This is a genomic window from Leifsonia sp. Y878, assembly GCF_057669685.1.
Genome location: NZ_JBYHFS010000003.1, coordinates 1 through 25,640, shown reverse-complemented (window position 1 = coordinate 25,640; position 25,640 = coordinate 1). Strand labels below are relative to the sequence as shown.

Annotated in this window: 24 protein-coding genes and 1 tRNA gene; 10 read left to right on the top strand and 15 right to left on the bottom strand. The window is 63.0% G+C overall.

Annotated features, from left to right (window positions below; all coding sequences use genetic code 11):
* Positions 1-65: 65 nt before the first annotated feature.
* Positions 66-1,346 carry a HupE/UreJ family protein gene (locus tag AC25Y4_RS11190; RefSeq protein ID WP_488120500.1) on the bottom strand — a complete coding sequence of 427 codons (1,281 nt, stop codon included), beginning with the start codon at positions 1,344-1,346 and terminating at the stop codon, positions 66-68.
* A 436-nt stretch (positions 1,347-1,782) separates the two neighbouring features.
* Here AC25Y4_RS11190 and AC25Y4_RS11185 point away from each other — a divergent pair, with 436 nt between their 5' ends.
* Complete coding sequence (locus tag AC25Y4_RS11185; protein WP_488120499.1) at positions 1,783-2,481, top strand: BMP family ABC transporter substrate-binding protein; 699 nt, start codon at positions 1,783-1,785, stop codon at positions 2,479-2,481.
* Positions 2,482-2,634: 153 nt separating this feature from the next.
* On the opposite strand, the gene AC25Y4_RS11180 is transcribed toward AC25Y4_RS11185, so the two are convergent.
* The 5 genes from AC25Y4_RS11180 to AC25Y4_RS11160 form a co-directional block, all read right to left on the bottom strand.
* Positions 2,635-3,465 carry a MerR family transcriptional regulator gene (locus AC25Y4_RS11180; RefSeq protein ID WP_488120498.1) on the bottom strand — a complete coding sequence of 277 codons (831 nt, stop codon included), beginning with the start codon at positions 3,463-3,465 and terminating at the stop codon, positions 2,635-2,637.
* A 189-nt stretch (positions 3,466-3,654) separates the two neighbouring features.
* Positions 3,655-3,762, bottom strand: coding sequence for a helix-turn-helix domain-containing protein (locus AC25Y4_RS11175; protein WP_488120497.1), 108 nt, complete (start codon positions 3,760-3,762; stop codon positions 3,655-3,657).
* Positions 3,763-3,876: 114 nt separating this feature from the next.
* A complete protein-coding gene (locus tag AC25Y4_RS11170) occupies positions 3,877-4,239 on the bottom strand; it encodes a hypothetical protein (RefSeq protein WP_488120496.1) in 363 nt (120 codons plus the stop codon).
* A gap of 1,004 nt (positions 4,240-5,243) precedes the next feature.
* Positions 5,244-5,582, bottom strand: coding sequence for a hypothetical protein (locus tag AC25Y4_RS11165; RefSeq protein ID WP_488120495.1), 339 nt, complete (start codon positions 5,580-5,582; stop codon positions 5,244-5,246).
* A gap of 67 nt (positions 5,583-5,649) precedes the next feature.
* Positions 5,650-6,855, bottom strand: a complete 1,206-nt coding sequence (locus AC25Y4_RS11160) for a Fic family protein (protein WP_488120494.1) — start codon at positions 6,853-6,855, stop codon at positions 5,650-5,652.
* Between the two features lie 281 nt (positions 6,856-7,136).
* Here AC25Y4_RS11160 and AC25Y4_RS11155 point away from each other — a divergent pair, with 281 nt between their 5' ends.
* On the top strand, positions 7,137-7,715 hold the full coding sequence (locus AC25Y4_RS11155; protein WP_488120493.1) for a hypothetical protein: 579 nt from the start codon (positions 7,137-7,139) through the stop codon (positions 7,713-7,715).
* 288 nt (positions 7,716-8,003) lie between these two features.
* Here AC25Y4_RS11155 and AC25Y4_RS11150 read toward each other — a convergent pair whose 3' ends face one another.
* Genes AC25Y4_RS11150 through AC25Y4_RS11140 form a run of 3 tightly spaced genes read right to left on the bottom strand, consistent with a single transcriptional unit; the run spans position 8,004 to position 10,535 of the window.
* A complete protein-coding gene (locus tag AC25Y4_RS11150) occupies positions 8,004-9,704 on the bottom strand; it encodes a DUF2326 domain-containing protein (RefSeq protein ID WP_488120492.1) in 1,701 nt (566 codons plus the stop codon).
* A gap of 23 nt (positions 9,705-9,727) precedes the next feature.
* Entirely contained in the window at positions 9,728-9,958 is a 231-nt protein-coding gene (locus AC25Y4_RS11145) for a hypothetical protein (protein ID WP_488120491.1), read from the bottom strand.
* On the bottom strand, positions 9,951-10,535 hold the full coding sequence (locus AC25Y4_RS11140) for an ABC-three component system protein (protein ID WP_488120490.1): 585 nt from the start codon (positions 10,533-10,535) through the stop codon (positions 9,951-9,953). Before AC25Y4_RS11140 ends, AC25Y4_RS11145 begins: the two co-directional genes overlap by 8 nt.
* A 436-nt stretch (positions 10,536-10,971) precedes the next feature.
* On the opposite strand from AC25Y4_RS11140, the gene AC25Y4_RS11135 reads away from it, so the two are divergent.
* The 4 genes from AC25Y4_RS11135 to AC25Y4_RS11120 all read left to right on the top strand — a co-directional run bounded on the left by AC25Y4_RS11135 (position 10,972) and on the right by AC25Y4_RS11120 (position 13,869).
* Positions 10,972-11,550, top strand: a complete 579-nt coding sequence (locus AC25Y4_RS11135) for a recombinase family protein (protein ID WP_488120489.1) — start codon at positions 10,972-10,974, stop codon at positions 11,548-11,550.
* The gene (locus AC25Y4_RS11130; RefSeq protein WP_488120488.1) at positions 11,550-12,221 is read left to right on the top strand and encodes a hypothetical protein; all 672 of its coding nucleotides are present in this window, start codon (positions 11,550-11,552) and stop codon (positions 12,219-12,221) included. Before AC25Y4_RS11135 ends, AC25Y4_RS11130 begins: the two co-directional genes overlap by 1 nt.
* A gap of 48 nt (positions 12,222-12,269) precedes the next feature.
* Positions 12,270-13,265, top strand: a complete 996-nt coding sequence (locus AC25Y4_RS11125; RefSeq protein WP_488120487.1) for a PIN domain-containing protein — start codon at positions 12,270-12,272, stop codon at positions 13,263-13,265.
* A 64-nt stretch (positions 13,266-13,329) separates the two neighbouring features.
* Complete coding sequence (locus tag AC25Y4_RS11120) at positions 13,330-13,869, top strand: DUF1643 domain-containing protein (protein ID WP_488120486.1); 540 nt, start codon at positions 13,330-13,332, stop codon at positions 13,867-13,869.
* Positions 13,870-14,926: 1,057 nt separating this feature from the next.
* On the opposite strand, the gene AC25Y4_RS11115 is transcribed toward AC25Y4_RS11120, so the two are convergent.
* A tRNA-Ser gene (locus AC25Y4_RS11115) sits at positions 14,927-15,016 on the bottom strand.
* 134 nt (positions 15,017-15,150) lie between these two features.
* Here AC25Y4_RS11115 and AC25Y4_RS11110 point away from each other — a divergent pair.
* Both AC25Y4_RS11110 and radA read left to right on the top strand, forming a co-directional pair.
* A complete protein-coding gene (locus AC25Y4_RS11110; protein ID WP_488120485.1) occupies positions 15,151-15,981 on the top strand; it encodes an SGNH/GDSL hydrolase family protein in 831 nt (276 codons plus the stop codon).
* Positions 15,982-15,991: 10 nt separating this feature from the next.
* Entirely contained in the window at positions 15,992-17,353 is a 1,362-nt protein-coding gene (gene radA / locus AC25Y4_RS11105) for a DNA repair protein RadA (protein ID WP_488120484.1), read from the top strand.
* Here the strand turns inward: radA and AC25Y4_RS11100 are convergent, their stop codons facing one another.
* From AC25Y4_RS11100 to AC25Y4_RS11080, 5 genes are all read right to left on the bottom strand, one after another.
* A complete protein-coding gene (locus tag AC25Y4_RS11100) occupies positions 17,354-17,578 on the bottom strand; it encodes a PLD nuclease N-terminal domain-containing protein (RefSeq protein ID WP_488120483.1) in 225 nt (74 codons plus the stop codon).
* Positions 17,579-17,741: 163 nt separating this feature from the next.
* A complete protein-coding gene (locus AC25Y4_RS11095; protein WP_488120482.1) occupies positions 17,742-18,335 on the bottom strand; it encodes a hypothetical protein in 594 nt (197 codons plus the stop codon).
* A gap of 132 nt (positions 18,336-18,467) precedes the next feature.
* A complete protein-coding gene (locus AC25Y4_RS11090) occupies positions 18,468-19,103 on the bottom strand; it encodes a hypothetical protein (RefSeq protein WP_488120481.1) in 636 nt (211 codons plus the stop codon).
* Between the two features lie 111 nt (positions 19,104-19,214).
* On the bottom strand, positions 19,215-19,730 hold the full coding sequence (locus tag AC25Y4_RS11085) for an amino-acid N-acetyltransferase (RefSeq protein ID WP_488120480.1): 516 nt from the start codon (positions 19,728-19,730) through the stop codon (positions 19,215-19,217).
* Between the two features lie 155 nt (positions 19,731-19,885).
* Complete coding sequence (locus tag AC25Y4_RS11080; RefSeq protein WP_488120479.1) at positions 19,886-22,411, bottom strand: ATP-dependent Clp protease ATP-binding subunit; 2,526 nt, start codon at positions 22,409-22,411, stop codon at positions 19,886-19,888.
* A gap of 222 nt (positions 22,412-22,633) precedes the next feature.
* Between AC25Y4_RS11080 and AC25Y4_RS11075 the strand changes: the two genes are divergently transcribed.
* Entirely contained in the window at positions 22,634-24,310 is a 1,677-nt protein-coding gene (locus AC25Y4_RS11075) for a hypothetical protein (protein WP_488120478.1), read from the top strand.
* A gap of 129 nt (positions 24,311-24,439) precedes the next feature.
* A complete protein-coding gene (locus tag AC25Y4_RS11070; RefSeq protein WP_488120477.1) occupies positions 24,440-25,522 on the top strand; it encodes a pirin family protein in 1,083 nt (360 codons plus the stop codon).
* The last annotated feature ends 118 nt before the right edge of the window (positions 25,523-25,640 follow it).

Genomic DNA, 25,640 nt, shown 5'->3' with positions numbered 1-25,640 from the left:
CGGTAGCGCGCGGGCCAATTGCAAGTTGTCACCCGAGTGGGGGGTGCCGTGGCGCGCGGCGGCTGTCAGCCCAGCCCAAGCACGCGTTCCACGAACCAGATCAGGCCCGTGGCGGCCACGAGCCCGGCCACGACGACGCCGGTCCAGAGCCCCACCCGTGGCGCGCGGCGGCGGAGGATTGCGAGCAGCGGGAACACGATGGCGATGATGCCCAGCTGCACTGCCTCGATGCCCACGTTGAAGACCAGCAGCGACCAGAGCAGCGACCACGACCATGCTTCGTCGATGCCCAGCGCCCCGGCGAATCCCAGGCCGTGTACGAGGCCGAAGCCGAACACGACGGCGAGTCGTACGGCATCCGCTCTGCTTTGGCCGAGCGGGCCCGTGCGTATCGAATCGACATTCGTCAGGTACGGCTTGCGCCGACTATTCCACTCGCCCCAGATATACCAGGCGGCGACGACGGCGATCGAGAGCGCGATGATCGGCTCGACGATGGCGGCGGGTATCGCGACCACCCCGAGCGCAGCCAGCATGAACGTCACGGAGTGCGCCACCGTGAAGGTCGTCGCCGCGAGGACCACGTCGCGCAGGCGGCGCGAGCCGACGATCAGGGCGAGCAGGAACAAGATGTGGTCGAGCCCCCCAAGCAGGTGCTCAGCGCCAAGCAGGAAGAACTCTCCGGCGCTGTCAGCTTCGCTCTGGCCGGTCGAGAACGACGGATGCGCTGCGTCGAGGGCAGCGCTGCCGGCCTGTCCATCGAGCTCGTAGGTGACGATCGTCTTGGTGTCGGTCACATAGTCTTCGGCATCGGGGAACAGGGTGCTGCGAAGCTCGTGGGTAGCGTGGTGCTCTCCCTCAGCTGCGGATGCCGTCGCGGTGCAGTCGTAGTCGAGAACCAGCCGCGCGTAGGGCACCGTGTCTCGCTCTGCCACGGTGAAATCGCCGACCTGCGTTGGCACGCACGCTGCGTCGTCTGCCGTGACGATGAGGCGCTCGGTGACGTAGGCCACGACGCTGTCGGCGTGCGCGTTCAGCGCCGTCGCCTCCTCGCCCGTTTCGAAGAGGTCCATACCGTCGTCGAACAGCGCCTGGTCATCGTTGTTCTCTGCGGCCGAGACGACGAGCAGGTCGTACTCCAGGTCGACATCCGCTTGCACGTGGCCGTCGGTCGGCGAGGTCACGTCGACGTAGACGCTCGATGTGAAGCCATGGGCCGAGGCTGGACTGGCGCCGAGGACGACACCCGACGCCAGGGCGATCAACCCCAGAGTTGCGGTGATCTTGGGCAGGCGGCGGAAGAGAGTTTGGAGTCGCGGCGAGCGCGGCGCAGGTGCGTGGTTCACCCGGCCAACGTGCCCGAGCCGGATGAACGCGACACGGACCGCAGGCAAACCCCAGGAGAACACGGCATCCCTCGCGTTGGTCGAGGAGGCCGCCCACGGCGATGTCGCGCTCTGATGTCGCACACTGATCGCGCGCTGATTTCATCTGGGCGCGCGCTTTTCCGCTGGGCGCGCGGTTAAGCGCGCGCCCAGCGCGTTTTCGCGCGCCAAGATGAGTCCGCGGGCCGATTTCGAGACGCGTGCTCGTTCCTCGCGCGCTCCTCAATCAGCGGATGACGGCCCCGACGATTGTTCGCCCGCCGTTCACCCGGGCGGCACCAGGCTGACATCAGCGCGCCTGTTCCGGCCGGGAAGCTCGTTGAAGACGCAATAGGCGCGGCCGCTCTGGGCAACCAGCAGCCTGCCCGCCGTTCGATGACAACTGAGGATGAGTTCATTGCCACACCGTTCACTCTCCCGGTTGCTTGCACTTGCGGCATCCGCTGTCGCGCTTCTCGCTGTGGCGACCGGATGCGCCGCCGGTGCTGACGACAGCCTGCCGCCTAGTTCGACGCCCGGCTCTGAGTCCTCGGCGCGTGCACAGCTCAGCGACGGTTTTCTCGGTGATGTCACGTCGCCCACTCCTGAGGCCACGGTGAGCCCGGAACCCGGCTCGTGGGACGGCGTGGAGCCACCAGCCGGATATCGTGTCGTTCTCATCACCGCAGGCAATGACCGAGCGACCACGACGCTCTCCACCGCGGTAAGCGACTGGGCGAAGCGCCAGGACGTAGAGCTTGAGGTGCTCAGCGCGGCCACCGATGACGAGGTGGAGGCACGCGCCCTCGAAGCAACAGCGACCAGCCCTGACCTCGTGGTCGGCGCAGGGACCGGCGTCATCGATGTGCTCGCGCTCGTCACGCCGCAGCACCTGGCGCAGCAGTTCCTCATCGTTGGCGCGGAGCTGCCGGAGCCCACCGAGAACGTGACCTCGGTGGTGTGGGATGGGGCGACCTTCCGCGGCACCGGTCTCAGCGCAGCTGGCGATCAGGATGCGGCATCCGTCACTCCGCAACGCGCTGGTGATGCCGTTGCGGCGGGAGTGGCGAGCGTACTGAGCGGTCTGACCGGGATCGTGCTGCATCTGTCGCTCTGAGCGTCCTGCTGCAAGGCCGACTACCCGACGCAGAACCAGGCTGGTCGAACCGATAGTCCCGTATTTGGAGGGCCATCCTTCGAAATGCTGTCGCCCCGTATGAGGAACGCCCACCGGGCACGATCCTTTTACTTGCGCCCGGCGGGTGTGTGGTCAGAGGCGGACAACGGGCTGCTGTAGCTCTGTCACCCAGTTCTCCTGAGGCTCCGGTTCGGACACGACGTACAGCTCGCGGCAGACGCTGGCGAGTTCATAGCCGTTGTCCTCGATCCACGCGTGAAGTGCCTCCCACGAGTCTCCGATGGTTTCCATCGAGCCGTAGTGAATGGTGGTGGCGGCCAGTTCGACCGCCGGCACGTCCGCGACGGTAAAACCGGCACCCGCGGCGACATCGTCACCGACCTGGAACGCTGCGTACGCTCGCGCTCCTTCGCCGTCACCTGATTCGATCGCCTCGTACATCGCGAGCGACTGAGGCCCCGGTCGGACTCCGGCCGCCTTGAGATCGCGATAGAGACGGTCGAACAGCGGGCCGATGACTGGACTGATGTTCTCCGGCCCAAACCCCGGGGCGACGGCGCTTGCCTGCGCGACGTGCTGCGCCGGTAGGGGCTTGAGTTCTGCAGTGATAGCGGACACGAGCGGTTCTCCTTTGATGTGACGGATGCGCGCGTCGAGTCGGCGCAGCCTCGCTGCGTCGAGGTCGAGCTGCTGGGCGAGCTCCGTGCGCCGTGCGGCGAGCATCTCGTGCAGGGCATCGCCGTTGACGTCGCCGTGCACAATCTGCGCCACCTCATCGAGCCGGAATCCGAGGTCCTTGAACGCCAAGATGCCGCCAAGCACAGCGAACTGCCTTCCCTCGTATGAGCGGTATCCGCTGTAGGGATCCACTCTGGCCGGGGGGAGCAAGCCGATCTCGTCGTAGTGCCTGAGCATCCGGACGGACACTCTGCCTATCGACGCGAACACTCCGATACTGAACATGATGTCTCCGAGGATTCCGCCTCACATTGTGTGAGAGTCAAGATTTCCATTCTGGAGCAGCTACCGGGATTCGCTCGCTTAGGACATCGCCTCGAAGGCGGTGCCCACTGCTGAGGTCAGTTCCGACAACACAAACGCGCAAGAAGACCGCCCGCTGCACATGGAAAGCGCGCCTTCACCCTCTGCGCTTCACTCCGTTCCCCGAGACACCCCGACGAGCCGCGCGATCTCTCGCTTCGAGTGCTGCCCCGTCGAATTCAGGTGGCGAATCTCTGCCCAATCATCCAATTTGATCACCTTCCATAATGGTTGGTGGCCCTATTTTCAGTTGGCGTTTCTGCCCTATTTTCGGTTGGCGTTAACAACGCTGGTTGAGTTCGGCACCGCAGAGGCCAGGGGATGCGGCAGCGACTAGCGTGTAGCGGAAAGTGAAGCGGCGAAGTCCGCCCAGGAACCAACAGCAACAATGATCGCGCCCATGGTGAGGAAGCTCCATCCCATCGCCTGGCGGTCATAAGCTTTGGACTGCAGCAGTTCGCTTCTTGACAACACGATCTTAGATTCAGCAAGCGCCTCTTTCGTGGCCCGCCGTCGCGTCTGGATGCGCCAACGTGGGAACTGTTCAGCCCTACGGTTCGACTCCTCCTTCGCTAGTACATTGAAATCGCCGAGGAAGGACTCCATCTCGTCGATCGAGTTGAGCGCCGCCACCACCATTTGCCACGCCGTGCCGACGAATGTGAGAGTCGCGGCAATCGCCAACCAGATCTGCATCGAATGATCATGGCATATGCGACAGGCTACCTGCCGCCTACAGATAGGCTCCGGTCATGGACGAACTTGGCTCGATCGACGCGCCAAACTGCCCACGCTGCGTAGTGCGCTGCGTAGTCGTTGGCACTGACGCGCACCCGTACTGGATGTGTGGCCGACCTGCCGTACATCGTTCCTGGCCGCAGAATAGACACGTCGACGAGGTGACCAGCGAGGGCCGGGACGACGCGACCGCGAAGACTGCAGCGGAAGCGAAGATCCCCGAAGGCTGGAAGCGGCTGTTCATCGATGCGCAGTCGCGCCCTGAACCACCACGACAATCGCCTTGCTGATCTATTGAGGCTTTGTGCCAGTTGGTACGACTCACTCGGCCGCTGTCGTTAATCGTCGGTGTTCGAGTCTTCCTGGCCGAAAGAGATTTGCCCCTCGTGAAAACAGGCATGACAATCGCCGTGCCAAACACTCGCTGCGTAAGATTCCAAACCGTTTCACGGACAAACGGAATCAGCGTCGTGATTCCGATCTCGTTTGCGAATGACAGGTGAATTGCCTCCGAAAGCTCTATTGGCATCGGCGTCTCGTAGTTGGCCGCGAGATCAACTTCGACACGTCCCAGGTCACCCGCAAGCTTAACGCTCAACCGGACTCCGATCTCCAAGGGCGCCCTCTCCAGGGCGCCTCTGGGGTCACGCTCCTAGGCATAACAAAGCACCACCCTATGGATCCGTGCCTGGTCACGTACAAAGGAGTTCCACCTATGAACGCAGGAAACTGCTCTCATTGTGGCGCCGCACCGCGTAAACGTTTCGCGATTGGGGTAGCTGTTAACGCAGCTGTCCATGCTGTCGTCTCGACCGCACGCGAGTGGTTGACTGTGCTCTTCTAGGAAGTCGAGGGCCCGTCACCGTCTTGGTGGCGGGCCCTTCCCAGTCAGCCGGCGCGCGGCCCTGGTGAGTCTCGCCACCCTGGTAACCGCTCGTCGAGCAGGGTTTGGCGAGCGTCTGTCATCCAGCCTCGATCTCCGCACGAACGTTGTCGATCTGCTTCTCGAACGAGGGCACCCAGCGTGTGAGCGCTGGGAGGTCATCCCATCGCACCACCAGCGTGATTCCCGGCTTCTTCCGCTTCCCGATGGTCAGCACCTCGACGCGAACGAAGTACGGAATCTCCAGAGCGTCGAAGTGCGCGCTGAGCTCCGGAATCCCGTTTCCCCACTCCGTTGACGCGCGCTCGTCTCTCCAGATGCAGAACTCGCCGTTGGGCTCGAACCACATGCCGCTCTTGAGGGTCAACGTACCGACGATCTTCCGCTGCGCTGCGCGCTGCTCTAGGGTGAGGGCCATGTGCCCCACGCTAGGGGATGCTTCGCTGCGGCAGAAGCCGTTGGCTAACAAAACGCCGAGCCTAACCTCACTCCATCGCAGCCTGGATGCGCCGGTCGAGATCGTCGAGCTCGGCCAGCACTTCAGATGCAGCCCAGACCCGGTTCTTCTTGCGCCCCGTGATCTCCGTGAGGTACCCAGCCTCTACGAGCCGATCGATGGCACGGTATGCCTGGGAAGCAACCGAGCCCGAACGGGTCTCGATCTCGTCAGCGCTCATCACCGGGTGGTCGTAGAACGCCTGAATCAACGCGGCGGCCGCAGACCCGGCGCGTGGGCGTAGCTCTGCGGTCCACTCATCGGGCATCGCCTTCAGGCGAGCGATGGTGTCACGCGAGCACTCGGCGGCAGCGCGCGCCGAACGCGCAAAGAGGTCAATGATCGGCGCGGGGTCGCCGCGGCGGTACGTGCCGAGCGATGCAAAGTAGTCATCGCGGCGCGCGAGGAGACCACTGGCGAGCGGCACGACGGCGTTACGGGTTACTCCGCGGCGACGCAGCACAGCAGATACCAGCGCGCGTCCGATGCGACCATTACCGTCCGTGAAGGCGTGGATCGACTCGAACTGGGCATGACCGATCGCGGCCTGCACCATCACCGGAACGTCGTCGCGGTTGAGGTACTCCACGAGATCCGTCATAAGCTCAGCGACTCGCTCGGGCGCCGGCGGCACATGGAGAGCACCGCGGGGCGAGTAGTCGCTCCCGCCTATCCAGTTCTGCATGTCTCGCAGAAGGCCGGCGTAGTTGGCCTCGTCTGGGTCGTCCTCCATCAGCGCGCGGTGCGCGCTCGTGATGTGTTCAAGCTCGAAGCGCCCACTCTCATCGACTGTCGTAATCAGCTCATGCAGCGCGGACGAGGCGGCGACCATGCTCACCGCAGAGGCGTTGCCCCGATTGCCTGCGATCGCTTTGGCGTAGTCAACCGCGGTTGCGGTGATTCGCTCGATCTTCGAGGAGGCCACAGATTCCGAACGCATCATGAACCGACTGGGCGCCGCAGAGTGACCTTCGGCATCAGTATTGGCCTGCGCAACAGCGAGGAGGGCCTTCTCAGTTGCCAGCAGCACGGGCAGCGGCGGCACATAGTCGAGCGTCTTGATCAGTGGCGGGATTGTTGCGTCGACCGCACTGAACATCCGGTCTTCGCGCGTGCCACCGCGCACCTGCTGACGCCAGGGCAGGGTCTCAACCCCGTGCGGAGGCCAAGCCAGACTGGTGACATCGCTGTGCATAATCACAAGCCTACTACTCATAAGTGGTGTTTACGCCTGTTAAACACAATCTTACCCTGGTTAGTGGTGATTATTCAGGCACTGAGCGAACCAGGACTCCTGAGGGCCCATGGCTTCGAATAGCGCGACTGGCGCAGCTACACAGCGGCCCGCCGGTCACACTTCACCCTTCGCCGATGAATGTCGTGCAAGGATTGCGCTTTCCGGAGAGCTTCAGCTAGGGTAAATATAAACCAAGCACAAGCCAGCCTCTTCCTGGCCCGCATCTATAGGAGAAATTCATGACGATCAACTTCAAGCTCGGAGACAAGCGGCAGCACGATCCCCAGAATGACCACATGTCCCGCACGTGGGTTGGCTGGGATCCCGCCCTCTCTCCCGAGGACAATTTCGCGCAGAACCGGGGCGTCTGGGCCCTTGGCCGACGCGTGCACAAAGAGAAGACCGCCACGTACTCGTACGACTCCGAAGTGGTCATGGTCGTGAAACTCGACCGCAAGGGCGGCAAGATCGAATTCGACGAGTTCCCGGACCCCGATGGTGGCCGGACGAAGTTTGCAGTACGAGGGAAAGTGCTCGGCCCCGGCGACGCAGACTACGACGCGCTGATCGGCACCACCGTCGACAACTTCCGCAACCCAGTCACCTACCCGCCTCGTCCATTGGACCTCGGACCTCGGACCTGTGGATGTGGATGCGGCGGAGAGGTCGCCGGCAATCGCGACTTCCTCCCCGGGCACGACCAGCGCGCGGTTCACGAGCGCATCTCCCAGGAGTGGGGCACCACTCTCGGCTTCATCGAGTGGTTCGACGCAACCCATGGCGCACCGGGCGAAGCCGAGCTGGAAGCCGCCAAATAGGGACTCGGTCGATGGCCTCTGCCGAGAGCATCAGTCCACACAGCAAGTCAGAAGCCCCGTTGTCGCAATTCGTGGCACGGGGCTTCTGTGTCCCCACGCGCGGCGCTCACGCAGGACCTCGACGGGACCTCTCTCCCTGAAACGAAACCTGTGTTCTCAGTGGAGGACTTCTTTGCCGCTAAGCATGCTGCAGGCGCATCAGCCCGAAGCCGTTGAGTGCTCCTCGCCCATCGCAATTGCTCAACCTACTGCCGATATGGACGGCTGACTTCCCTGACCGTGACAGAGCTAAAAATCACGGCCGAGTAGGCCGCCAACTTCGGTGTCAAGGACGGTTCGCACGACTCCGTCCCGGAACCAGGGTTCGCCGAGCAACTCATCCGGGATGTCGTTGCTGTTGATAGTGCAAATGTATTGACCGCCGGTCGACTCCACCATGTCTTGAGCGAATCTGAGTGCCTTTGCCAACTGACGCGGATCGACCCCGTCGAACACGATGGAGTCGTGCACCAAAAAGTCGGGGTGGCGCAAGGTGACGGCGCCTTCTTCAAGCATTGTCAGGTCGAAGCAAAACAACTTCATTCGGTCCACGCCCGTGCTCCCGGAGCCCGGCACTTTGACGGTGAACTTATAGCCGGCATTGTCAACGTCAACGATGAGCGCTGCGTCTTTGCCGTATAGGCGGTGCATCTTCTGGCTGAACTGGAGTCCGATGTGATCCAGCTTCGTTCGGGAGTCGGCAAGCTGCTCATTCGCCAATTTGCGACTAGTCGACTGCTGCAGCTTCAGGTCCTCTCGCTTGGTGACCAATTCACGTGCCTGCTCGATTTGGAGGTCGACTGCTGCCACCCGGGCCTGAACATCGGCCAATTCGTTCCGCATGGCGTTCAGCTCTTCGAGCGCTCCGCCCGCATCTAGCGCCCGAAGCGTTCCGTCTCGCTGCTCGTCCAAGCGAGAAAGCTCGGCCTTACGGGCTTCGATACGGCCGTCGAGGGTCTCAATCTCTGCTCGAAGGAAAACGCGTCGGTTGGTGACCAGGGCGGTGTGAAATGCGGCGACGTCGTGCATCTGACGCTTGAAACCGTCTGCCAGTATCGCACCCGCTGCAGCAAACAATGACTCGACGCTGATTGCGGTGACGGGCGAGTCAGCGTCATCGCTGAGCGAGGCGAAGTAAAGCGCACGCATACGGCCGTCGACGACGGCGTCATCGCGCAGGCCAGAAATCGTCGCGGTAAGGGCATCCGCACGTGCGACGAGCGAATTGGGGTCCTCGAGGATACGAAAGCCTGATACTCGACTTTCCCACTCTTCCACTTCATTCAGAAGCGCTGCACGCTGAAGCACCAGCTCACTTTCCGGTCTCAGGGTCGCGACCAGTCCATCGCGAGCCGCGCCGGTGATTGTCTTGAGCTGCTCGAGTCCCTTCGCGATATCCGCGAGCTCACGGACAACCATCCAGTCGAGGTCGAGAAGGAACGCGACGTGTTCGCGGCTGCTGGTGGCGCTCTGCATCGTCGCCACCTTCAACGGGTCTTTGGGAGCGTCGGTACGAATCACGTACGAAAGCAAAATACGAACGGAAATGCCGCCCGTGACTTTTTCCTCGGGCGGCTCCAAACGGAATAGTGCGAGTCCAAGCAGCGCCTTCCAGTCGTCGAGCGCGACCTGCCCTTCGTTGAGCCAGGATGCGATGACATCGTTTGCTGGCCCAGTCGCCACAAGGGGCAACTTCTTGCCGTCCGCAAGAGCTCGGGTCGCGCGAACCGTACCGCCAAACATCTCTAACTCGAGCGTAAACTCCCAGCCATCGTCCGCGAGCGGCTGCAGTCGCGCATCCAGATTGCCACCCAAAACATAGTTGAGCAGGAGCAGAAGCGTCGACTTACCTCGCGCATTGCGGCTGTCCTGCTCCGTCGATTCCGGAGCTCGTTCCGCAACAACCGCATTGAACCCGGGCTTGAAGTCGATAGGGATGAACTCAGGCATATTTGAGCTAAGGCGAAGAAGCATCAGGCAGCCCTCACGATTCCCTCGTTGTGGTCAAGGACTCCAGCACCGTAAAGCAGAGTCAGGGCAGCGGCGAACGAATCGTATGGCGTGGTCGGTGCAGCAGCCCGAAACTCGACAAACAGTTGGCCCACGCTCAAGCCGCGGCGACCGAGAACGGCGAGCACGACGGATGCTTCACCCACAAGCGTCCTGCCGATAGGAGTGAATTTGTCGGGGAAGAGCTCACTCACGTTCGAAGACCTCACATATTTCGAAAAGATAAGCAACCACGGCAAGGGCTGCCGCTCTCAGCCGCGGGCTGTCCTTGGAACCGGCGTTGTCGGAGGCCCGTTGAACGAGGAAGTCGAAAACCTCGTCAGGGAGCAGCCCATCCGCGATCGCCAAGTAGTAGTCGCTCTTGCAGCGCGCAGCGAGCGACCGGCCGAATCCCGGCGTGTACTCCGTCTGAAACGAGATGAAGCTCTCGACGCGGCGCGCCTGGGATAAGCCCGCGCTGATGCGGTCGACCGATGCCGGTCCGAGCTGGTTGAGCTCAATCTTTTTGCCAAGGGGCAGGGCGACTTTAACTTGTGTGGCATCTAGTGGAACCGTGGCGTTCACGAGGACGCCGCACACCAGAATCAGCTCCTCATAACTGACGTCACCAATCCCGGCCCGAAGTGCTCTTGCCACTTGAGTCTCATGTGCGTACTTGGCTTCCCGCAGGAACGTCTTCGTGTGGAGTTCGAGCTGTGAGTCCACGGCGTCGTGGTGAGGTCCGCATAGGTAGATGAGATTGTCTGCCGAACCGCGCTGCACCTTCGTCATCACCTCGTCGTATCGAGGCCCTCCTGGGCTAGCGGCGCAGATGTGGGCCACCTTGCCGGTCGCCTTCGGCCGATCTCCACTGGCGTGCGCATCGATAGTAAGCGTTAGTCCACATCCGGGGTAGGCGCAGATGTTCCCACTCCGAGCAATGACGACCTTCTCTTGCGCGGGAGGCACAGGCTCACGTGACGAAGGTTTGGACATGGTCACAGAGTATCGGTCCGGGTGGAGCGGAGGGGGACGCTCGCTGCGGTGCCAGTCCGTTTTCACAGCCTGCTTCCTCGGTGACGACCGTTCAATAAACGGTCGTTCGATGATGCTTTTGAAGGGTGCTCGAAAACACCCAATTCAGGCTCGCACGTCGTTCAGCAACTCGTTCAACAACAGGTAGGCTTGAAAGCAATAACTGAACACGTTTATTGAACGGATTATTGTCATGGCACTGGTAGGACTTGTACGAGTAAGCACTAAGGGTCAGGACACTGCCCGGCAGCACGACGCGCTGGACCCGATCTGCGTCAAGGTCTTCGAAGAGAAGGTCAGCGGGAGCCTGAAGCTGGACAAGCGACCGGGGCTGCAGGCGGCGCTTGAGTACATCCGGCCCGGCGACATGCTCGCTGTACAAGAGGTCGACCGGCTTGGGCGCAACCTCATCGAGGGCTTAATCGTCTTGGAGGACCTGTTCAAGCAGGGCATCCTCGTCAAGGTACTCGAAGGCATTGCCGCCGGCGAGCACAAGGAGCGCAGCTTCCTGCTTGACCTCACGTTCGCTCTGGCCGAAGACCGCCGCCGCGACATCGTGAAGAAGACCAAGAACGGCCTGGAAGCCGCACGCACGCGAGGGAAGGTCGGAGGCCGTCCCCGTGTGGTCGATGAGGACAAGCGCACAGTAATCCTGGCTCGTCGAGAAAAGGGCGAGTCGATCAGGGTTATTGCCGAGGCCGTGGGCGTCTCTGTCGGCACCGTGTCAGGTGTCCTCAAGGAAGCAACCCAGAAAGAATGTGAGGTCGTCTGATGGCGCAGGACATCAGCGAGCAACTGATCCTCGCAGAGTGGCTCTTCGTCGAGACGGTCGACGACCTTCGCCGGCGGAGCACTAATCCTGAGACACGAACCAGATATGAGCTGTTGGGTATTGCGCCTCTGTTGCGAAAGCTACTGACCGATGGGAAGGCCCTACTCAACACAGTGAAGGCCACACGGCCCGAAGTTCCGATTGAATTTCACATCCGCTCTTGGAATGAGCTCGAGGACAAGCTTGCCGCTGCGGGATTGCCGCGCCAACTCGGGATCGGAGGTGAGCGGATCATCGGCGGACAGAACACCCCTTCCTCTGATCTCGAACAGTTCCTCAAGACTGTCATCGGCATTGCCGAAGACAATGAGCTAACCGTGAAGAGCGTGATCCGCTACTACGCTCACGTCGAAGGTGGGGTGCACTTCGGCAAGCCAGCTGAGCCAGGAGAATCCACTTTGAGCGGCATTGCACCGTTGCTGCTCGGACACTCAACTGGTCAGGTCCAAATCCTGGGCAGCCTTGGGCAGATAGCCGTCGAGGCGATGGAGCCATTGCGCCAATCCATCTTGTCTGAACCAACGATTCATAGGCTGTGGCACCTCAAGGACGATCGTGGGTGCTTCTTGAACCACTGGACGACTGAGTACCTTGGACGACAGCCGGACTAGCCCATCTTGTCAGGCCACCGAGGCGATGTCGCCCGATAGCCTAGGGCCATGCTGAGCTTATTCGTAGATACTTCCACTTGGCTTGATCTCTCTAAGCGGCGCGATGGTCAGCGGTGGATCGCAAGTCTGCGACATCTGGTGAGCAATGGCGAGGTGCGACTCTTAGTCCCCACCCTGATCGTCGACGAGTTCGAGCGAAATCGGGAACGGATCGAGCAGTCAATGACTGCGACGATCAATCAAAGGTTCAAGCTGATGAAGCAGGACCTCGACGAGTACGGAACCTCTCACATGCAGCAAGCTGCCGAGATGGTCTCAGATCTTGCGAGAGACCTCCCGCTCATAGGCGCTATGACCACCCGCAACTTCGACGACGTGCTAGCGCTGCTGCGCGGTGGACTGATCCTGGAGCCTACTCAGCGCGAGCACGCGGCTGTCGTCAGCCGGGGCCTAGACAAGCGCGCTCCGCTGCATCGCTCGCGCAACAGCGTCGCCGACGCGCTGCTTATCGAGCTGTACGTCATGGCAATAATGGACGCCGACGTTAGTTCAGACCCGCACGCGTTCGTCACTTCGAACAGCGAGGACTTCTCAGACGCGGCGGGTGACAAGAGGAAACCTCATGCGGACATCGCTGACGTATTCGAAGCCGACGGGTCGACCTATGCGCTCGGCGTTAATGGCTTGAACAGCGTTCTCCTCCAACATTTCGGCGAAGAGATTGAAGAGCTTTTCGCGGACCTGGACTTCCTTGAGGAGCCACGCAGACTGGGCGAGATTTCAGACGCGGAGAAGGTGCTCTTTGACCGGATCTGGTACCACCGTTCGCTAGAGCACGACTACCGTCTCGAATCGACCGGAGACACGGTCGAGCTCGATCGGATGCGGGGCATCGCTGGGCCGGGGCGCAGTCGAGTCAAAGCGACGTATACAGAGCCCGGGCAGCTCGGGCCCTACACAGATTTTGAACTTGGCATGCTGAACGGCAAGCTCTCTGCGTTGCGATGGGTACTGGGGAGCGAGTGGGACTTTCTGGATACGTAGAGGGTGAGTCCCCGCTCGTCAACGCTCGCACAGTAACCCCGCTTAAAGAAGCAAAGGCACATTCATGAAGATCAAATACCCGGCTGGGCAGGAGCCCGACTTCTGGGAGCCGAATCCAGGCATGCTGTCACACCGTCTTGCTTTGGGGAACGTCGCAAACGTAGCCGTCGACACCCAACCACTCATCGTGATCGGCATGAACCCATCGCATGCGCAAGAGTCACAAGCCGACAAGACGGTCAATCGGATCATCGAAGCCAGCGAGCGTCACGGCTATACCGGCTGGATCATGCTCAACCTCTATCCAGAGCGATCCCCCAAGCCGAGCAAGCTTACTGAGTTCGATGCGACCCTGTCGGCACTGAACTGCGCTGCGATCGAACAAGTGCTTCTACTTCATGGCGCGACCGAGGTGCTCGGTGCATGGGGAAATATGCCGCACGCAACGCTGAGACGGGCGAAGGTCGACGTCCAGGCGCTGCTCGATCGGATGGGCGTCCGGGTGTTCACGTGGGATCCTCTGACCAACGAGGATAATCCAAGGCACCCGAGTCCACCCGGAAGGCCACTGCCGATGCTCGGCCCGAAGGTTTTTCTGAGCTGAACTGTGGTGACCCCTGCTGCCTGGCGAGTTCGGTGCAGCACGGTCAACGTACTTTTGAGCTGCCGAGCGAGCTGGTGCTGGTAATCCCTGAAATGCTTGACAGGCCAGAGTGGCCCCTGCGTAGGCTGAGCTCGAGGGCCCCGACGGTGCAGTGATCCGAGTGCCCAAGGATGAGAGTTACCGAACGTGCCCAGCGTGCGGCGGTGACTGTGAGCCTGAGCCGACTACTGTTTCGGGCATGGGTGTCCGCGCCTCATAGTCAGGTGCGCGTTGCCAAGGTGCGCCCGATTCCCTGAACCAATCGACAGGGCGCTAGCACTCCCCTGCGAGCAGTTGTGGCGGGAGCCATGAGCCGGTCTTCAGCCAAACAGGAAAATACCTTTTTTCCAGCCCCTATTTTGAAGCCAGCAAGGCACACATTCCATGCGAATTTCCCCGGATTTCCGCGGATCTCGCATGGCTGTACCGCGTGTGCCGTTTGTACCGCCGCTTTTCAAACCTTTGCGATTTTGCTCCCACCCACCAGAAGTATGTGTACAGATGTGCACCCTTCCCCCCACTCCGTTGAATTCATGCGCACCCGGGGGTTCCTGAACTTGAGTTGTCGTCGCGAGGATGTGTACGACGCTTGATGCTGGATGAGCTCGCTTCCCTTGTCTCGTATGGGTTGCACAGTCTCCAGACGCGTACACATTTCGACGAGAGAAAAAGTGTACGGGTGTGCATTTGGAAGACATCAGCCGCACAGCGCGCTCCCACACACGTTGGGCACGTCGAGGCCGCGTATCTCTCTGCGCTCACCAGCAGCGCACGCTCGACGCGGTGACCGCTGCGAGGACCTTGAATCGGCCGCTCTCGAGCCGCCACGGCGCACCATGGAGATCTTCGCCAGGCCGGTACCTGCTACCCGCCAGTCGAGCGGGTCACCACGTACCGCATGCTTCAACTCGCACTTGCTCACAGATGCTTCGTTACCGCTGTGTTACCGCTGGGTCAATCGCGGCAAACAAAAACCCCCTGCTTCCCAGTGTTTACAAGGGAAGCAGGGGGTTTTCTGTGGCGGTACCGGTGGGATTTGAACCCACGGTGGAGTCTCCCCCACACAACTTTTCGAGAGTTGCACCTTCGGCCGCTCGGACACGGTACCGAGGACGATTCTAGTTGAGAAAGCCGCTCGGGAGCGAATCGAGCGTTTTGCGTGCCGTGGCCTCGGCGACAGCCTGGACCAAGCCCCAACTCCACTGACCGCCCACTGTCAGCCGTCCGCTGTACTCTCGGCTAGTGACATCCGTTCAACGACCACTCCGAAATCTCGCCGTCACCGCCGGCTCCCTGGGCGCCGCCATCGGCCTGGGCTACGCCGCCCGCGCCGGCTATCGCGAGTTCCGCCGCCGTATCGCCGAAAACGCGGTGGTGCTCAATGAGACGCTGCCCATCAACTCGAAATGGTGGCGCGATCACGCCAAGGAGAAGGGCGAACTGCTCTACGTCGCCATCGGCGACAGCGCCGGGCAGGGAATCGGCGCCAGCGCCCCCAACCGCGGCTATGTCGGGCTGCTGGCCGACCACATCCGACTCCTGACGAACCGCACGGTACGCGTGCTCAACCTCAGCGTGTCCGGCGCCACCGTCGCCCTCGCCGTGCGCGACCAGCTCCCCCGGTTCGTGAAACTGCAGCCCGACATTGTCACCGTCGCCATTGGCGCCAACGACATCGCGAATTGGGATGCAGAGGTCTTCGAGAGCGGCATCCGTGAGATCTTCGCCGCGCTGCCAGAGCACGCCATCGTCGCCGACCTGCCCTGCTTCCACCTGCCGCCCAACGAACGCAAGGTTGCCGTGGCCAACCAGATCGTGCGCCGCGTGGCCGCCGAGCACGGGCTCACCGTTGCCCCGCTGCACGCCACCACGCATCGGCAGGGCCTCCGCAGTGTCGCCACCCAGTTCGCGAACGACATGTTCCACCCCAACGACCGCGGCTACCGGGTGTGGGCAGAGGCATTCCTGCCTGCCCTCAGTGCGGATGTCGCCGCGCGCTTTCCCCAGGCACGCCCGGCCGACGAGACTCCACCGCATCTCCCGCTGACCGAGAGTGTCAGCGGCCAGAACTAGGCTCTGAAGTATGGCTAAGCCCGCATCAAACTTCCGCTGTACTGAGTGTGGCTGGGCCACCGCAAAATGGGCCGGCCGCTGCGGCGAATGCCAGCAGTGGGGCACCGTGACAGACGTCGTCGAGAAGGCCGGCCTCGGCCGCGCCGTCAAGGCCACCGCCGTCGCCGGCGCCAACGTTGCCCGTCCCATCACCCACGTCGACACCACCGCGGTTGAGCACTGGCCGAGCGGCATTGATGAGTTCGACCGCGTGCTCGGCGGCGGCATCGTCCCCGGCGCCGTCATCCTGCTGAGCGGCGAGCCCGGCGTCGGCAAGTCCACCCTGCTGCTCGAGGTGGCGTCGAAGGCCGCAGCTGCCAAGTCGCGGGTGCTCTACGTCAGCGCCGAAGAATCCGTCAGCCAGGTGCGCTTGCGAGCCGAACGCACCGGGGCCCTCCAGCCAGAGCTCTTCCTCACCTCCGAGACCGACCTCGGCACCATCCTCGGCCAGATCGACGCCGTCAAACCAGACCTCGTCATCGTCGACTCCGTGCAGACCGTCGCCAGCGCCCTCTCCGATGGCCTCCCCGGCCAGCCAGCCCAGGTGCGCGAGGTGGCCTCCACGCTCATCCGCGTCGCCAAAGACCGTGACCTGCCCATCCTGCTCGTCGGTCACGTCACCAAAGACGGCTCCATCGCCGGCCCCCGGCTGCTGGAGCACATCGTCGACGTGGTCTGCCAGTTCGAGGGTGACCGCCAGACCGCCCTGCGGTTCATCCGAGCGCTCAAGAACCGCTTTGGCCCAACGGATGAGGTGGGCTGCTTTGAAATGACCGGTGACGGTATCGCAGAGGTCGCCGACCCCAGCGGGCTGTTCCTCAGCCGCGGCACGGCGCCGGTCTCTGGCACGTGTGTCACCGTCGCGCTCGAGGGCCGCAGGGCTATGCCCGTTGAAGTGCAGGCGCTCGTTTCGCCCACCACTGCGCCCAACCCGCGGCGGGTCACGAACGGCGTGGATCCGTCCCGTGTTGCCATGCTGCTCGCCGTGCTGGAGAAGCGTGCGGGCATCAAACTGTCCGACCAGGACGTCTACGTCTCCACCGTCGGCGGCGTGCGCCTCACCGAACCGGCAGCCGACCTCGCGATCGCGCTGGCCATTGCATCGGCCGCGCGCGACAAGCCCATCGCGCACCACATTGCGGCGTTCGGGGAGATCAGCCTGGCCGGTGAGATCCGCCCGGTGACCGCGGCCAAGCAGCGTGCGGCAGAAGGAACCCGGCTCGGCTTCACCCACCGCATCGACGCCACCAGTGTGACGATCAGCACGGCCGTCGGTCGCGCACTGATGAGCGGCGCAAGTGCGCGGGACGCCGAGCTCGACCGCGCGTTCTAGCTAGTTCTCGATGCCGGCGCGGAGCTTGCGCTGCTTGATCGAATCCTGTCCCCACGACAGCCAAATCAGCGCGCCAAAGAATGGGAAGGCCAGGATCACCACCACCCAGAGCACACGTTCGATGGGCTCCATCGGCGCAGCGAAGAGTGTGCCGAACACATAGAGCACGAGGGCGAGGAAAACCACGCCAACGATGATTGCGATTACGACCGAGCCCACGTCCATAACATCCCCCTTAGTCAGCGAGTATGGCAGCGGGCAAGGGCGTCCACAAGGACGGGAGAGCCGCACGCGGTGTGATCACACGGCCGGGGGTCATTTCGAGACGCGACCTCGTTCCTCGGGCGCTCCTCAATCAGCGGGGGCGGCAAAGAAGGGTGGAGACGGATCAGGCCTTGTCGGGGCTCGGTGTGGCGTCGTCGCCGGTGTCAGTCCCGTCCGCGTCATCAGCCACGTCGCCTGCGTCCTCCGCCGCGGTGTCCTCTTCGTCGAAGTCGTCGAGGGCCGCGAGCACCGCATCGTCGGCATCCGCTTTGAAGTCCACCGGCAGCGGACCGAGCGCACCCAGCAACTCGGCGGGCGAGGCCTGCATCGGGTGCGGACCGGCGATGTCGAGGAAGACGGTGGTGATCTCATCGGCGTGCGCGGTGAGGAATGAGGCCAGCCACTGCGGGCTCTGCAGACCGACAGCGGGCGGCAGGTTGGCGGGCTTGTGTGCCGCATCGCTGAACAGCAGCAGGGCAACCTCTTCGGTGGCGGGGTCGCGGTACGTCCAGATTTCGCCGGGCTCCAGCGGGCGGTCCTTGTCGGCGGCCTTCTTCAACGGCACAACCGTATTTCCGTTGCGGAGCGCGAAGGCGACGGCCGCCATATCCTGGCGTTCGAGGGCCTGGGCCAACGCCTCTGAACGGAACTGGAGGGGTCGCTTCAGCCCCTTCTTTTTCGAGACTGCTCTGGAGGGCTTGCGCGACTTGGGTGCCATGAGACCAGCCTATCCGGCGCACTCCAGTCGGTGCCCGGCGTGCGGGCTCGTTGAGCGGATAGCGAAACCGTGTCGGCATCCAGCAGCGTCACTGCGGCGAGGTCGCTCGACGAACGGGCGCGGTCCGCTGCGTTAGTAGAGCAGGAACTGCGTCGGTGACTCTGACTCCACGCCATCAACACTCACGGTGAGGTAGTACGACGCTCCACCGCCCGGGGCGGCATCGCGGGATGCATCGCAGGTGTCTTTGGCCGAGCGGGTACGGTCCCAGGCGATCGCTTCGGACGAGCTCACCGCGACACCCGGTTCCAGGGTGACGTCGGCGTCCGTGGCATCCGTCTGGCAATCGGTCGAGGTCCAGTAGACATCGTCACCGCTCGAAATCGTGAAGACCTGGGCGGCCGTTCCCGCGTTGATTGTGCAGGGAGCCGGACCCGTATTGGTGATGCTCAGCGTGAGCTGCGGCAGGAGCCCTGGGTCATACGAATCAGCGTCGGTGATGGCGTCAACCTGGATGGTGTTCGGGTTGCAGGTGCCCGACGCACTGCCCGATGCCGGCGGCGTTGCGGCATCCGTTTGGGCGTCTGTGGCCTGCTCGGTCGCGGCGGGCGAGGTGGTGCTGACCGGGTCGCCCGTGCTGGAGCCGGGGCGCACGATGATGAGAATGATGATGACCAGAACGGCCAGAAGACCGAGGCCAACTACGAGACGTCGGCGCCAGTACACATTGCTGGACTGGGGGCCGACCGGATGCTTGATCGTCGACATGACATCAGAGTATGTCTGTGCCAGACGAACACCGGTCATTTGCGCGGTGGTTCACCGACGCGTGTGCCCCCAGCCCTGCAGATTCACAGCGAAAGCCGTGTTGAGGCGCTGCTAGAGACGCTTGACCATTCGAGTGTTGCCCAGGGTGTTCGGCTTCACCCTGGCCAGGTCGAGGAACTCGGCGACACCTTCGTCGGGAGAGCGCACGAGTTCGGCGTAAATCGACGGGTCAACGGTCTCGGTTCCCATATCGACGAAGCCGTGGCGGCTGAAGAAGCCGACCTCGAAGGTCAGGCAGAACAAGCGGCTGAGTCCAAGCTCGCGGGCGTCATCTTCGAGGCGGTCGATGATGGCGTGGCCGACGCCTTTGCCGAGCCAGTGTTCCTCCACGGCGAGAGTGCGTACCTCGCCGAGGTCCTCCCACATCACGTGCAGGGCGCCGCAGCCGATCAGCGCTCCGTTGGCGTCCTCAGCCACGCGAAACTCCTGGACGGCCTCGTAGAAGACAACGGTCTCCTTGCCGAGGAGGATGCGCTTCTGCACCAGAGGCTCGACGAGCTCCTTGATGCGCGGCACATCGCTGGTGCGCGCTCGTCGTACCGAATACCCCTGATCGTTCACGCCCACCGTCCTTTCATCGCTGCAAGTGTTCCGTGCACGTTCAGTCTAGGAGCGCTGGCCAACCCCGTTGGTCGAGGAGCGAGCGCAGCGGGTGCCGGGCACGCGAAAGGGCCCGGCGGTCGAAACCGCCGGGCCCTTCGTGCAACTCAGTGAGTGTGTGCCTAGTCGCTTGAGATAGCGAGGTCTGGCGTCACCGGACCCGTGCCGATGGCAGCGGATGAGTTGACACCGACCGAAACCGCATTCTCACGCGCCGACGTGGTGAAGACGAATTCGCCGTCCTTGAAGTCGACGTGCACGTGGTCGCCAGCGTTCAGCTCGCCGTGCAGGATCTTCTCTGAGAGGCGGTCTTCCACCTCGTGCTGGATCGCACGACGCAGCGGACGAGCACCCAGTGTCGGGTCGAAGCCGACCTCGATGAGGCGCTCCTTGGCGGACTGCGTGAGCTCGACGGTCATGTCGCGGTCAAGCATCCGCTCGCTGAGGCGCTTGATGAACAGGTCGACGATCTGCAACAGTTCGGGCTTCGACAGCTGCGGGAAGACGATGATCTCGTCAACACGGTTCAGGAACTCGGGCTTGAAGTGCTTCTTCAGTTCCTCGTTCACCTTGCCGCGCATGCGGTCGTAGCTGGTGGCCGTGTCGCCCTCGAGCTGGAAGCCAACGGGCGAGCCGCTGATGTCCCTCGTACCGAGGTTGGTGGTCATGATGATCACGGTGTTCTTGAAGTCGATCACGCGACCCTGGCCATCCGTCAGGCGTCCCTCTTCCAGAATCTGGAGGAGCGAGTTGAAGATGTCGGGGTGCGCCTTCTCGATCTCGTCGAACAGCACGACGCTGAACGGCTTGCGGCGCACCTTCTCGGTGAGCTGGCCGCCCTCTTCGAAGCCGACGAATCCGGGAGGAGCACCGAACAGTCGTGAGACCGTGTGCTTCTCGCCGTACTCACTCATGTCGAGCGAGATCATGGCGGCTTCGTCGTCGAACAGGAACTCAGCGAGTGCCTTGGCGAGCTCGGTCTTTCCGACACCGGTCGGGCCGGCGAAGATGAACGAGCCGGAGGGACGCTTCGGGTCCTTCAGGCCGGCACGGGTGCGACGGATGGTCTTGGAGAGCGCCGAGATGGCCTCTTCCTGACCGATGACGCGCTGGTGCAGTGCCTTCTCCATGAAGACGAGGCGCGAGGACTCTTCTTCGGTGAGCTTGAACACGGGGATGCCGGTCGCCTGGGCGAGCACCTCTGCGATCAGGCCCTCGTCGACGACAGCTGTCGTCTTGACGTCGCCTGACTTCCACTTCTTCTCGAGGCGCAGACGCTCGCCGAGGAGGTTCTTCTCCTCATCGCGCAGGCTGGCAGCCTTCTCGAAGTCCTGGTCTTCAATTGCGGTTTCCTTGGCGGAGCGAACCACGGCGATCTTCTCGTCGAATTCGCGCAGCTCTGGGGGGCTCGACAGGATCGACAGGCGCAGGCGAGCGCCGGCCTCATCGATCAGGTCAATGGCCTTGTCGGGCAGGAAGCGGTCAGACACGTAGCGGTCTGACAGGTTCGCGGCAGCCACGAGTGCGCCATCCGTGATGGACACCTTGTGGTGTGCCTCGTACCGGTCGCGCAGACCCTTGAGGATGTTGATGGTGTGGGCCAGCGACGGCTCCGCAACCTGGATCGGCTGGAAGCGGCGCTCAAGCGCGGCATCCTTCTCGAAGTGCTTGCGGTACTCGTCGAGCGTGGTCGCACCGATGGTCTGCAGCTCGCCGCGGGCAAGCAGCGGCTTCAGGATGCTGGCAGCGTCGATGGCACCTTCAGCGGCACCGGCTCCGACGAGCGTGTGGATCTCGTCGATGAAGACGATGATGTCACCGCGCGTGCGGATCTCCTTGGTGACCTTCTTCAGGCGCTCTTCGAAGTCACCGCGGTAGCGGCTACCGGCGATGAGCGAACCGAGGTCAAGCGAGTAGAGCTGCTTGTCCTTCAGCGTCTCAGGCACATCGCCCTTGACGATGGCCTGGGCCAGTCCTTCAACCACAGCGGTCTTACCGACGCCGGGCTCACCGATGAGAACAGGGTTGTTCTTGGAACGGCGAGACAGGATCTGCATGACCCGCTCGATTTCCTTCTCACGGCCGATGACCGGGTCGAGCTTGTTGTCGCGCGCGGCCTGCGTGAGGTTGCGACCGAACTGGTCGAGAACCTGGCTGCCCGCCTGGGATCCGGACTGCTCGTTCGCTCCGACCTGTACCTGCTCCTTGCCCTGGTAGCCAGAGAGAAGCTGGATGACCTGCTGGCGCACCCGGTTGAGGTCGGCGCCGAGCTTGACGAGTACCTGGGCTGCGACGCCCTCGCCCTCGCGGATCAGGCCGAGAAGAATGTGTTCGGTGCCAATGTAGTTGTGGCCGAGCTGCAACGCCTCACGGAGGCTCAGCTCAAGCACCTTCTTGGCACGCGGAGTGAAGGGGATGTGTCCGGTCGGCTGCTGCTGGCCCTGACCGATGATGTCCTGGACCTGCTCGCGCACAGCGTCGAGGGAAATGCCAAGGCTCTCCAGAGCCTTCGCCGCGACACCCTCACCCTCATGGATCAGTCCGAGCAGAATGTGCTCAGTACCGATGTAGTTGTGGTTGAGCATCTTGGCCTCTTCCTGGGCCAAAACGACGACGCGACGAGCTCGGTCGGTAAATCTCTCAAACATATGAATACTCCCTTAGCACCTGGGCAGTTATGGTGCCGATACATCGAGAGTAACCAGCGTTTGCCCTCTTGCATGCCCCTGTTCGCTCCCGGCGTGATGGTCCTGGCAGTATTCCCCGAGCAAGTATCAACTTAAGACGCGCGCGCGTTGCCCCATATGCGCGATAGTGGCACTCTCAGTGATAAACATCGTCGACCCCGGCGACCTGGATGGAGCATTCAGATGGCGAACCTCGACAGGCCAGAAGATCAGATCGGTCCAGATCACCAGATCAGTGCCGACGACAGGGTCGCGCAGTTGCTCGCAGAGAACGAACGGCTTCGCGCGCAACTAGTCAGCGGTGCACCTCCAGTCGTGCTCGCGCCAGCGCCGCCCCATCCAGGGCGGTGGCGTGCTCCCGTGGCCTTCATTCTCATCCTTCTCGGTCTGCTCCTGGCGCCGACGGCCGTCGTCGCGTCCTGGGTCAAGGCCGAAGTCACGGATACGACGCGGTTCGTCGAGACGCTCGGCCCGTTGGCAGAGGATCCAGCCGTGCAGGCCGTTCTTGTCGATGAGATCGTCAAGGTCGTCAATGAAAACGTTGACTTTGAGTCGATTGCCACAGACGTCTTCGACGGCATCGCGTCGCTGAACCTGCCGCCTCGCGCAGCGGCGGCACTGCAACTGCTGAAGCAACCAGCCGTTGAGGGCATGCAATCCCTGGTACGGAGCGCCACAGAGCGGGTGATTGAATCGCCTGCCTTCGCCGAGCTGTGGCAACGGACGCTGCAGGTCACTCACACTCAGCTTCTCAACGTGTTGGAAGGTGACACCTCTGGAGCGCTGGTCTTGAACGACAAGGGTGAACTGGGCATCCAGTTGAAACCCGTCATCGCCGCCGTGAAGGATCAACTGGTGTCGCAGGGGCTCACCTTCGCCTCGAATATTCCAGAGGTCGATCGCACGATCGTGATCGCCCAAGCCGATGGCCTGCTCCAGGCCAGGACCGGGTACACGATCCTCAACGCGCTGGGCTACTGGCTGCCGATCATCAGCATCGTGCTCATGGCCGCCGGCGTGTTGATCGCCAGGAAACGGGCTCGTGCCCTGATCTGGACCGGCGTCGGACTCGCTGTCATGATGCTGATCCTCGGCAGCGGCATCGCAGTTGGGCGCGTGCTGTTTGTGGGCTCTGTGGCGCCCGCGTATATCCCCTCTAACGCCGCACGCGCCATCTATGACGCCATACTGCCGTTCATCACCAATACAACAATCTCAGTGGGTGTCGTCGGCATTGGACTGGCGATAGTGGCGTACCTGGCCGGCCCGTTCCGCGGCTCAGCTAGCATCCGTCGGGCGACGGTCTCCACCGCCGCCAAGCTGCGGACCAGCGCAGAGCGCAACGGCATCACCACGGGTCGGTTCGGCGAGTTCCTCTACCGCGGACGGCGCTGGATTCGGGTCATCATCGCCCTGTGCGTTGCGGCCGTCATCCTGTTCTGGCGTCCGCTCGCCGTGCCGGTGATCATCTGGACGGCCGTCATCGCGCTGATCCTGATACTGCTGCTCGAACTCCTACTGCGCCCTGTTTCGACCGATCCGGCGGCTCCGGCAGCGCCGGGCGACGGCACGCACGGTGGCCGTGGCGGCCCTCGTGGTCATGGCGGGCGCGGCGGGCACGGGGCCACGACTCCGCCGGCCGAGGCGTCGGCTTCGGCAGCTGAGGGGTCGGTTTCGGCGTCAGCTGGGGGGTCGGTGGCACCTCAAGCGGATGCCGACGCTGCAGCCAACCGCACCACAGAGGTTCTCGACGGGCTGCCGGTTGTGTCGCCGCAGGCACCAGCACAGGCTGCGACCGGTCCCACCCTGCCTCTACCGCGAACAACGGATGGGCCAGCCGAGACCGAGAGGCGCAGCTGACCCACAGCTGACCCACTCTTACCGTGGATATGGCGCCGCCGCCGGAGCGGACATCCGCTGACTTCATTCACCGCCGACCATGAGTGCCGCACCGCAGACGGATGAGCACCGGGCGAATAGGCTGCCGTCATGAGCAATCTCGAGACCGAACCCGTTGAGCGCATCTGCCTCGACAGCCCTGCCGTGACCGACGGCATCGAGATTCTCGAGCCGCGCATGGTTCCACTCGGCGGTCCGCGCGCGATGACCGTGCGCCGCACGCTGCCGCAGCGTTCCCGTTCGCTGATCGGTGCGTGGTGCTTCGTCGACCACTACGGCCCCGATGACGTCGCCACCCGCGGCATGAACGTGCCCCCGCACCCCCACACCGGCCTGCAGACCGTCAGCTGGCTGTTCGCCGGCGACATCGAGCACCGCGATTCCACCGGCGCGCACGCCATCGTGCGTCCGGGCGAGCTCAATCTGATGACGGCCGGTCGCGGTGTGCAACACTCCGAAGTCTCGCTTCCGGCCACCACCGTTCTGCACGGCGCCCAGCTGTGGACCGCGCTTCCGGATTCCGCCAGGCACGTCGCTCCCTTCTTCGAGAGCTATGCCCCTCCCGTCATTTCTCACCAGGGCGCGAGTATCAGCGTCTTTATCGGCAGCCTGCTCGGCCAGCAGTCCCCCGCGACGACGTTCAGTCCCCTCGTCGGCGCCCAGATCGATCTGCCGCCACACACCGAGATCGCTCTCCCGGTCGATCCGGATTTCGAGCACGGCGTGCTCGTCGATTCCGGTGCGGTCACCGTCGATGACGAGGTCGTTCCCCTGCACTCCATCGGCTACCGGCCTCCCGGCGCCGAGACCCTCGTCATCGCGAGCGGCCCAGCGCCCGCCCGCGTGCTGCTCATCGGCGGCGCGCCCCTGGCAGAGCAGATCGTGATGTGGTGGAACTTCATCGGCCGCACCCACGACGAGATCGAGGCATTCAGGGCCGAGTGGCAGTCAGACGTGATCGGCGAAACGGATGCCGCCAGCTCAGCCGCAGCTGACGACATCCGCTTCGCTGGTACCCCAGACGGTTTCGCTGGTACCGCAGACGGTGTCGGCGTCGACCGCTCCGAAACGGGGCGCTCAGACGAGGGACGGTTCGGCACCGTGGTCGGCTACCCGGGCGCGCCGCTGCCGGCACCGACGCTGCCGACCGTGAGACTCAAACCGCGCGGCTGACGCATCACTTCACGTCGTTCGCGCATCCGCTTGGCTGCCAGCTCTCCTGAGAATCGCCGTTTGTGCCGAGAGTCGCCGTTACAACGGCGACTCTCGGCACAAACGGCGACTCTCGGCG

Bases quoted from the DNA above. Each gene is read 5' to 3' on its own strand.
- AC25Y4_RS11160 (WP_488120494.1), bottom strand. From the start codon at position 6,855: ATGCACAGCGATGTCACCAGTCTGGCTTGGCCTCCGCACGGGGTTGAG.
- AC25Y4_RS11120 (WP_488120486.1), top strand. From the start codon at position 13,330: ATGAAGATCAAATACCCGGCTGGGCAGGAGCCCGACTTCTGGGAGCCG.
- AC25Y4_RS11155 (WP_488120493.1), top strand. From the start codon at position 7,137: ATGACGATCAACTTCAAGCTCGGAGACAAGCGGCAGCACGATCCCCAG.
- AC25Y4_RS11170 (WP_488120496.1), bottom strand. From the start codon at position 4,239: ATGCAGATCTGGTTGGCGATTGCCGCGACTCTCACATTCGTCGGCACG.
- radA (WP_488120484.1), top strand. From the start codon at position 15,992: ATGGCTAAGCCCGCATCAAACTTCCGCTGTACTGAGTGTGGCTGGGCC.
- AC25Y4_RS11075 (WP_488120478.1), top strand. From the start codon at position 22,634: ATGGCGAACCTCGACAGGCCAGAAGATCAGATCGGTCCAGATCACCAG.
- AC25Y4_RS11070 (WP_488120477.1), top strand. From the start codon at position 24,440: ATGAGCAATCTCGAGACCGAACCCGTTGAGCGCATCTGCCTCGACAGC.
- AC25Y4_RS11130 (WP_488120488.1), top strand. From the start codon at position 11,550: ATGGCGCAGGACATCAGCGAGCAACTGATCCTCGCAGAGTGGCTCTTC.
- AC25Y4_RS11080 (WP_488120479.1), bottom strand. From the start codon at position 22,411: ATGTTTGAGAGATTTACCGACCGAGCTCGTCGCGTCGTCGTTTTGGCC.
- AC25Y4_RS11180 (WP_488120498.1), bottom strand. From the start codon at position 3,465: ATGTTCAGTATCGGAGTGTTCGCGTCGATAGGCAGAGTGTCCGTCCGG.
- AC25Y4_RS11165 (WP_488120495.1), bottom strand. From the start codon at position 5,582: ATGGCCCTCACCCTAGAGCAGCGCGCAGCGCAGCGGAAGATCGTCGGT.
- AC25Y4_RS11135 (WP_488120489.1), top strand. From the start codon at position 10,972: ATGGCACTGGTAGGACTTGTACGAGTAAGCACTAAGGGTCAGGACACT.
- AC25Y4_RS11140 (WP_488120490.1), bottom strand. From the start codon at position 10,535: ATGACGAAGGTGCAGCGCGGTTCGGCAGACAATCTCATCTACCTATGC.
- AC25Y4_RS11125 (WP_488120487.1), top strand. From the start codon at position 12,270: ATGCTGAGCTTATTCGTAGATACTTCCACTTGGCTTGATCTCTCTAAG.
- AC25Y4_RS11095 (WP_488120482.1), bottom strand. From the start codon at position 18,335: ATGGCACCCAAGTCGCGCAAGCCCTCCAGAGCAGTCTCGAAAAAGAAG.
- AC25Y4_RS11090 (WP_488120481.1), bottom strand. From the start codon at position 19,103: ATGTCGACGATCAAGCATCCGGTCGGCCCCCAGTCCAGCAATGTGTAC.
- AC25Y4_RS11150 (WP_488120492.1), bottom strand. From the start codon at position 9,704: ATGCCTGAGTTCATCCCTATCGACTTCAAGCCCGGGTTCAATGCGGTT.
- AC25Y4_RS11100 (WP_488120483.1), bottom strand. From the start codon at position 17,578: ATGGACGTGGGCTCGGTCGTAATCGCAATCATCGTTGGCGTGGTTTTC.